The following is an 8,629-nucleotide window of genomic DNA, read 5'->3' as shown; positions in this document are numbered from 1 at the left end:
GGGACGGGGGAGAACCTGCGACAGCTTCCTTTTCCGAGGTTCGCAGGTTCTCCCCCGTCCCCCTCACCCTAACCGCAGACCCTGGGGCGTCCCCCCAATAATTGTTTCTTCCCATCTCAAGCTGAAACAGTAGATAAAATACCCTAAAAGTGGTAATATAAAATCTACAGACAAAAAACAGGAGAATACATCATGAAAAAGAGAGAATACCGTATTTTTCCCATCTGTCTGCTGCTGGCTCTGGCGGTCTGCTTTCTGGCGGCGTGTTCGTCCGGAAAAGGCGGGACGCAGGAATCGCCGGGGGCGTCGAAAAGTACGTCCAAAAGTACGTCAGAAAGTGCCAATGGCAGTGGGAACGGTGTGGATGACAGCGGTGAAAGTACGGAAGCAGCGGAGAAGAAGCTGCGTATTGGCGTTGCCATCTACCGGTACGACGATAATTTTATGAAGCTGTACCGGGAGGAGCTGAGGCAGTATCTGGAGGAAGCGTATAACGCGGAGGTTGTGGTGCGGAATGCCAGGGGAGAGCAGGAGGAACAGATCTCCCAGGTGAATGAGTTCATCGAGGCCGGATACGACGGGATTATCGTGAATCTGGTGGACACGGACCGGGCGGGCGTGATTGCGGATTCCTGCCATGAGGCCGGGATTCCCCTTGTATTTATCAACAGGGAGCCGAAGGCGGACGAGCAGGCCCGATGGAAGACGGAGAAGATGGCGGTTTCCTGCATCGGAACGGATTCGAAGCAGGCCGGAACCTATCAGGGCGGCATCATACTGGAGACGGAGAAACGCGGAGATTTTAACGGGGATGGAGTCGTGTCCTACGTTATGATCATGGGAGAAAAGGACAATGAGGACAGCAATTACCGCACCGAGTATTCCATAAAGGCACTGGAGGACGGCGGCATGAAGACGGAAAAGCTGTTTTCAGGCCATGCTGACTGGAATAAGGAAGAGGGCCGGAAGCTGGCAGAGAAGGCGCTTGCACTCTATGGCAGGCGGATTGAGGTCATTTTCTGCAACAATGACGCTATGGCCAATGGCGCGTGGGAAGCCATCGACGCGGCCGGGCGGAAAACCGGAAAGGACATCTACTTAGTGGGCGTGGATGCCCTGGAGGAGACGGTTCAGTATATCAAGGAAGGCAAAGTGACGGGAACCGTGCTGAATGACCACACGGGACAGTCCCATACGGCGGCGGACGTGCTGATGAAGATGATTCACGGTGACGAGGCAGAAACAAGGTATCTGGTGGATTATGTGAAGATTTCTACCATCAGCACCCTGCAAAAATAAACAGACAGAGAGGATTATTATCATGGGAAAAGTATATGCATTTGTAGCAAACGGATCAGAAGAGGTGGAGCTGCTTGCAGTCGTGGATGTTCTGCTCAGAGGCGGACAGGATGTGAAGCTGGTTTCCATTACAGGAAGTAAAGATGTGGTAAGCGCGCATCAGATAAAGCTGCAGGCGGATCTTGAATTTTCCGAGGCAGATTTTTCTGACGCGGATGTTCTGTTTTTACCGGGCGGTATGCCGGGGACGAGGAATCTGGCGGCTCATGAGGGCTTGTGCGGGGAACTGTTAAAGGCGGATAAGGCTGGAAAGAGACTGGCTGCCATCTGTGCCGGCCCCAGCGTCCTCGGCGGACTGGGAATCCTGGAAGGGAGAAAGGCGACGTGCTATCCGGGCTTTGAAGGCGAACTGAAGGGTGCGGAATATACGAGACAGGGCGTAGTGACGGATGGCAATGTGACAACCGCACGGGGCCTTGGCTATGCGCTGGATCTGGGAATTGAACTGCTGGCTTTATTGACGGACAGGGAACATGCGGGTCAGATCAAAGATTCGATCCAGTATGACCAGATTCCAATGTAAGGATAAGGGTGTGATGGGGATGAAGATGAAAAAAAGTTGGGTACTGCCGGTTCTGGCTGCGGGGATTTTGGCCGCCGGCTTAGCGGGATGTGAAAAGAAGGATCCTTACGGCCTCTCGGCTAAGGATCCGGTGACGATTACCATATGGCACTACTATAACGGCGTCCAGAAGGAAGGCTTCGATCAGCTGGTTCAGACATTTAACGAATCGGAGGGCCGGGAAAAGGGCATAATCGTGGAAGCCTACAGCAAGGGCAGCATCGACGATTTGAGTCAGGCCGTGACGGACAGCATCGATAAGAAGATCGGCTCAGATCCGGTTCCGGACGTCTTCGCGGCTTATGCCGATAAGGTCTATGAGATTGACCAGAGAGACATGGCGGTTGATTTAAGCAAGTATCTGACCGCCGATGAGATCGGTGAGTATGTGGATGCCTACATAGAAGAAGGCCGGTTTGACGGAAGCGAAGGAATCAAGGTATTCCCGGTGGCGAAGTCAACGGAAGTATTTGCGATCAACAAGACGGACTGGGATAAGTTTGCCGAGGCAACCGGGGAGACGGACGCCGCGTTCTCCACCTGGGAAGGAATCACGCGTGTGGCGGAGAAATATTACAAGTGGACCGACAGCCTGACGGAAACGCCGGATGACGGGAAGGCATTTTTCGGAAGAGATGCATTTGCCAACTATATCATCGTCGGAAGTCTGCAGCTTGGACATGAGATTTTCCGTGTGGAAGATGGAAACGTGATTATGGATTTTGACAGGACCGCTATGAAGCGGCTCTGGGATAACTACTATATTCCGTATGTCAACGGCTATTTCGGCGCATTCGGAAAGTTCAGAAGCGACGATGTGAAGACGGGACAGCTGGCGGCCTTCGTGGGCTCAACCAGCGGATTCGCCTATTTTCCAACCAGCGTGACGCTGGAGGATGGAACCAGCTATCCCATCGAGAGCAAGGTCTATCCGCTTCCCAACTTCTCGGGGACGGAGCCGTGCGCCGTCCAGCAGGGCGCAGGCATGATGATCTTAAAGTCTGAGGAGAAGAGAGAGTATGCGGCGTCCACTTTTTTGAAGTGGTTTACGGGTGTTGACAATAATATCAGATTTTCCGTCTCCTCCGGCTATCTGCCGGTTAAGAAGGAAGCGGGAGTGAAGGAACGGCTGGAGACCGTGCTGGCGGAGAACGGAGAGGAAGACGCGGCGGGCGAGAACCTGCTGATCGGCCTGGAGACTGCCAACAAGTATCAGCTGTATACGACGAAGCCCTTCGAGGGCGGAGATCAGGCGCGCGCCATTTTAAACGCTACCATGGCGGATAAGGCCAGAGATGACAGAGAGACCGTGCTGTCCCTCATGGCGCAGGGAAAGTCCAGGGAAGAAGCCGTAGAGCAGTTTACGGAAGAATCTAACTTTGAACAGTGGTATGAGGATACAAAAGAACAACTGGAGACCATCATCGGAGAGTAGTTATGAAAAAAGGCAGGAATGAATCCATCAGAACCCATCTGCTCTGGCCGTTATTGGTGCTGCTGATTATACAGGCACTGATTATGGCCGGAATGGTTCTGTTCGGCGGTGTTTCTAAAAAACTGAAGAATAATGAAATCCATATTTTGAGTGAGAATACGGATAACACCAGGCTCTATCTGGAGAAGGAGACGATCCACCAGTGGATCAATGTCGTCAATGACTCCGGATCCATGGCGTCTGAGATTCAGTCGGTTTTAGACGAACAGCATAAAGATGCGTCCTGTATTTCAAGCGATTATGATTTAAACCGGGAGATTGCCGACGGGATTATGAACAGAGCCGTCGATCTCATGCGCCGCAGCTACGGCACGGGAATATTCGTCGTGCTGGATGGTCCGGCCGCGCAGAACAGTGCGGAAAATACGAAGGCCGGGTTTTACATACGCGATTCCAATCCCGGCAGGAGCTATAATCAGGATAATTCGTCCCTGCTTCTGGAGCGGGGGCTTCCTTCCCTTGCCAATAAATACGGGATTCCTCTGGATTCCTTCTGGGACCTGGGCTTTGACATGACGGCCGATGACGGCAGCACCGATTTCTATAAAAAACCGTTTTATTCCTCCGTGGAGAATCAGGCCGGGGCAGAGGACCGGTTGAATTTTGCCTATTTAAGCAAGCCGTTCCGCCTGAGTCCCAAAGACATTCCTGTCATCACGTATTCCGCCCCCATCATCCTGGCGGACGGAAGCATCGTGGGCGTGTTCGGCCTGGAGATGGGAATCGGAAGGATCGAGCAGGTGCTCAGCTCCGACAGGACGGAGAGCAGCTTCGAGGTCTGCTACGCCCTGGGAGTCCGTCAGGCGGGAGAGAATACCATCACTCCCGTAGCATCGTCAGGCTATCTTTATAATCAGTATTTTAAGGGAGACGAGTACCTGGAATATACGGATAACGAGGAGGAAGGCATCGGCGAGCTGCGATCCTCCGACCGGGCCGGGTGGTATGCCAGCGTAAAGCAGCTGGAGGTGTATAACTATAATACGCCGTTTGAACAGGAGGAGTGGGTCCTGGTCGGGATGGCCAGGAAGAACGACCTGCTGTCCTTTTATAATTCCATTCGAAGCATGCTGCTGAGCTCCATTCTGATTCCAATTATTTTAAGTGTATTCGGTGTCTTTATCATCGGCAAGATCGTCACGGACCCGATTCGCGGCCTGGTCAATGAGGTGCGTAAACGGTCGGGAGAACACGGCCTTACGCTGACGCGGGTTCACATCGGGGAGATCGATGAACTGACAGAGACCATCGAACAGCTGAGTGCGGATGTGGAGCGGTCCGCATCGAAGATTTCCAGCATTTTAGAGCACGCCAACGTGCTGATCGGCGTGTTTGAGTATGAAGAAAATAATGAGAGCGTATTCTGCAGCCGTTCCATTTTTGAGATGATGGGATGGGAAGAGCCGGGGGAGCCGTACTGCTATATGGGCAGCGAGGAGTTCCGGCAGCGGATGGAGGCCGGTATCAGGAATACAAAGAGAGACGGCGAAAATTACCTGTTTCATGTGGAGGCGCGGCCGACGGCAGATGAAGCAGAGAGGGGCGCGTCTGACCGGGCAAATGCGGCCGGTAAGGGACGCTGGGTCCGCCTCATCCTGGATACACAGGAGGCGGGAACGGTCCTCGGCGTGCTCTCGGATGTGACGGGCGACGTGGAGGAGAAGGCGAAGCTGGAGCGGGAGAGAAATTACGACCTGCTCACCAGCCTCTATAACAGAAGGGCATTTCGGGAACAGCTGGTGGTGGCCATGGCGGATGGGAACATTCAGACCGCGGCTGTGGCCATGTGGGATCTCGATAATTTAAAGTATATCAACGATACGTACGGCCATGACGAGGGCGACCGCTATATCGTTCTGTTTGCCAACTGCTTAAAGCGGCTGGAAGAGGAAGGCGCCATCGTATCGCGCTATTCCGGTGATGAATTCGTCACGCTGATTTACGGGGGCGGCGGAAAAGAGGAGATCAGGCGGAGAGTCCAGTCCTTCATGCAGTTTTTGCAGTCCACCAGCCTGGAGATGAAGGGCGGTTATCAGATTCCTGTCCGCGTTTCCGGAGGCATGGCGTGGTATCCGGATGACGCCGTGGATTTTGACACACTGTTAAATTACGCTGACTTTGCCATGTACATGGTGAAGCACAGCGTGAAGGGCATTATCATGGAATTCGATTCCAATGATTATTCCAACAATTCCTATATGCTGGCCGGGCGGGAAGAATTAAACCGGATGCTGGAGACGCGGGAAGTGGATTTTGCATTCCAGCCGATCACGAGGCGGGACGGAAGCGTCTTTGGCTATGAGCTGCTGATGCGGCCCAATTTTACGAATTTAAAAGGGATCAAAGAGGTGCTGAATCTGGCGCGGGCTCAGGCGAAGCTTACACAGATGGAGACGGTGACCTGGTATGCCGGTCTGAAGGCTGTGGAAAAACAGGATCAGGCGGGCGCGCTGGGACAGACGGAACGGCTTTTCATCAACTCCATTGCCAGCGCCTGTATGTCGAAGGAGGAGGAAGCCGATCTCTGGAACCGGTACAGCCGCTATCTGTCCCGTGTCGTGACGGAGCTTACGGAAGGGGAACCCGTGAATCAGGAGTATATGAGCCGTAAAATCGCAGTGACCAAAAAGTGGAACGGCCTTATCGCTATCGACGACTTCGGCGCCGGCTACAACAGTGAAACCGTGCTTCTCGACATGGAGCCCGACATCATCAAGGTGGACATGAGTCTCGTGCAGCGGATCCATGAAGATCCCAACCGTCAGCTGATTCTGAATAATATCCTGGACTTTGCGGGGCAGAATCATATCACGGTTCTGGCAGAGGGCGTGGAGACGAAGGAGGAACTGGAATTCCTGATTCAATGCGGCGTCGAGCTGTTCCAGGGATACTATATCGGACGGCCTCAGATGGAAATCCGTCCAATCGATCCGTACATTGTCAGGAAAATGCAGGATTTTGCCCAAAAATCGGACTTTTCACAGAAATAGTACTGGAATTTACCGAATGAGTATGCTATAATGCTAAATTGAAGTGTAACGCCCTGTCGGTATGGCGGTTCACATATATATTCAAGGAGGAACCCATAGAATGAGTTTACAAGTAGAGAAATTAGAAAAGAACATGGCAAAATTAACCGTAGAGGTACCAGCTGAACAGTTTGAAAAAGCGCTCACCACGGCTTTTAATAAGAATAAGAGCAGATTCAACATACCTGGCTTCAGAAAAGGAAAAGCTCCTCAGGCCATGGTAGAGAAGATGTACGGCGTAGAGGTATTATATGAGGATGCCATCAACGAAGCTCTCGACGCAACATACGGCGATGCCGTAACAGAGAGCAAACTGGACGTTGTATCCAGACCTGAAATCGACGTTGTACAGGTTGAAAAAGGGAAAGAATTAATCTACACAGCTACCGTAGCTGTTAAGCCGGAAGTGACTCTCGGCGAGTACAAAGGAATCGAAGTAGAGAAGGCATCCGCTGAAGTGAGCGACGAGGACATCGAAGCAGAGCTTAAGAAGGTTCAGGAGCAGAACTCCAGACTGATCACCGTAGAGGACAGAGCAGTAGAAGACGGAGACCAGACGGTTGTTGATTTCGAAGGATTTGTAGACGGAACTCCGTTTGAAGGCGGAAAGGGCGAGGATTATCCTTTAACCATCGGTTCCCATTCCTTCATCGATACATTCGAAGAGCAGTTAATCGGTAAGAACATCGGCGAAGAGTGCGAAGTAAACGTAACCTTCCCGGAGGAATACCATGCAAAAGAACTTGCCGGTAAGCCAGCAGTATTTAAGGTAACCGTTAAGGAGATCAAGAGAAAAGAGCTTCCGGAGTTAAACGATGAGTTTGCCGGAGAAGTTTCCGAATTCGAGACCCTCGAAGAGTACAAGAACGATGTAAAGGCCAAGCTTTCCTTAACAAAGCAGAAAGAAGCCGCTACAGAGAATGAGAATCATGTTGTTGACAAGGTAGTGGAGAATGCCACAATGGACATTCCTGAGCCGATGATCGACAGCCAGGTAAACAACATGGTCAACGATTATGCAAGAAGAATGCAGAGCCAGGGCCTTTCCCTTGAGCAGTACATGCAGTTCACCGGCATGACGATCGATACTTTAAAAGAACAGATGAAGCCACAGGCTGTTAAGAGAATTCAGACAAGACTCGTATTAGAAGCGATTGTAAAAGCTGAAAACATCACAGTTTCCGATGAAGCTGTTGAGAAAGAGATCGCAGACATGGCTGAATCCTACAAGATGGAAGTTGCCCAGATCAAGGAATACATGGGAGAGAACGGCATCGAGCAGATGAAGGAAGACCTGGCAGTTCAGGAAGCAGTTGATTTCCTGGTTGCTGAGGCAAAGTTAGTTTAATTAATGTGGATTTTCTGTCATTAGTGGTTTATCCCCACTTTTGGAGGTCAAAGCGGTCTGAGTAATCTGGCAGAGTAGTTATAAATAGCTTTGTCATGCTGAGGGTGAATTACAAACCTCAGCATGCGGATTGTAATAATTACGTTTAGAAGACCGGGGAGATTCCTGACTATGTTTGGAATCTGCTCGGCTTTCGTAATATAAGAACGGCAGACCAGAATTCGCAACGAGGAGGAAACAATATGAGTTTAGTACCTTATGTCATTGAATCGACTAGTAAGGGCGAGCGTTCTTACGATATTTATTCAAGACTCTTAAAAGAAAGAATCATTTTCCTGGGTGAAGAAGTGACGGATGTATCCGCGAGTATCGTTGTAGCCCAGCTTCTGTTTCTGGAGGCGGAGGATCCTAACAAGGACATCAACCTCTACATCAACAGCCCGGGCGGCTCCGTAACCGCGGGTATGGCGATCTACGATACGATGAACTATATCAAGTGTGACGTTTCCACCGTATGTATGGGCATGGCGGCCAGCATGGGCGCATTCTTACTGTCCGGCGGTGCAAAGGGAAAGAGATTCGCTCTTCCGAATGCGGAGGTCATGATTCATCAGCCTTCCGGCGGCGCACAGGGACAGGCGACCGAGATCAGGATTGTTGCGGAAAACATTTTAAAGATCAAGAAGCGTTTGAACGAGATCCTGGCTGCAAACACAGGCCAGCCGTATGAAGTGATCGAACGCGATACAGAGCGCGATAACTACATGAACGCCGAAGAAGCAAAGGCTTACGGCCTGATTGATGAAATTATCTACAGCCACGAGCATTAAGTTAGT

Annotated in this window: 6 protein-coding genes; all 6 read left to right on the top strand. The window is 51.4% G+C overall.

Annotated elements, in window-relative coordinates:
- Nucleotides 1-192: 192 nt before the first annotated feature.
- Entirely contained in the window at nucleotides 193-1,299 is a 1,107-nt protein-coding gene (locus tag H8S80_RS22375; RefSeq protein ID WP_117630852.1) for a galactose ABC transporter substrate-binding protein, read from the top strand.
- Between the two features lie 22 nt (nucleotides 1,300-1,321).
- The gene (locus H8S80_RS22370) at nucleotides 1,322-1,882 is read left to right on the top strand and encodes a DJ-1 family glyoxalase III (protein WP_002603535.1); all 561 of its coding nucleotides are present in this window, start codon (nucleotides 1,322-1,324) and stop codon (nucleotides 1,880-1,882) included.
- A gap of 25 nt (nucleotides 1,883-1,907) precedes the next feature.
- Complete coding sequence (locus tag H8S80_RS22365) at nucleotides 1,908-3,356, top strand: extracellular solute-binding protein (protein ID WP_243007845.1); 1,449 nt, start codon at nucleotides 1,908-1,910, stop codon at nucleotides 3,354-3,356.
- A 2-nt stretch (nucleotides 3,357-3,358) separates the two neighbouring features.
- Entirely contained in the window at nucleotides 3,359-6,406 is a 3,048-nt protein-coding gene (locus H8S80_RS22360; RefSeq protein WP_117630850.1) for a bifunctional diguanylate cyclase/phosphodiesterase, read from the top strand.
- Nucleotides 6,407-6,506: 100 nt separating this feature from the next.
- Nucleotides 6,507-7,793 carry a trigger factor gene (tig, locus tag H8S80_RS22355; RefSeq protein WP_117630849.1) on the top strand — a complete coding sequence of 429 codons (1,287 nt, stop codon included), beginning with the start codon at nucleotides 6,507-6,509 and terminating at the stop codon, nucleotides 7,791-7,793.
- Nucleotides 7,794-7,993: 200 nt separating this feature from the next.
- On the top strand, nucleotides 7,994-8,623 hold the full coding sequence (gene clpP / locus H8S80_RS22350) for an ATP-dependent Clp endopeptidase proteolytic subunit ClpP (protein WP_270466859.1): 630 nt from the start codon (nucleotides 7,994-7,996) through the stop codon (nucleotides 8,621-8,623).
- Nucleotides 8,624-8,629 lie beyond the last annotated feature (6 nt).

This window comes from Hungatella sp. L36 (genome assembly GCF_014288035.1).
Note: the sequence above shows the minus strand (reverse complement) of the source record. Positions and strands in the feature narration are given on the sequence as shown.

Bases quoted from the DNA above. Each gene is read 5' to 3' on its own strand.
- H8S80_RS22375 (WP_117630852.1), top strand. From the start codon at position 193: ATGAAAAAGAGAGAATACCGTATTTTTCCCATCTGTCTGCTGCTGGCT.
- H8S80_RS22370 (WP_002603535.1), top strand. From the start codon at position 1,322: ATGGGAAAAGTATATGCATTTGTAGCAAACGGATCAGAAGAGGTGGAG.
- H8S80_RS22360 (WP_117630850.1), top strand. From the start codon at position 3,359: ATGAAAAAAGGCAGGAATGAATCCATCAGAACCCATCTGCTCTGGCCG.
- tig (WP_117630849.1), top strand. From the start codon at position 6,507: ATGAGTTTACAAGTAGAGAAATTAGAAAAGAACATGGCAAAATTAACC.
- H8S80_RS22365 (WP_243007845.1), top strand. From the start codon at position 1,908: ATGAAAAAAAGTTGGGTACTGCCGGTTCTGGCTGCGGGGATTTTGGCC.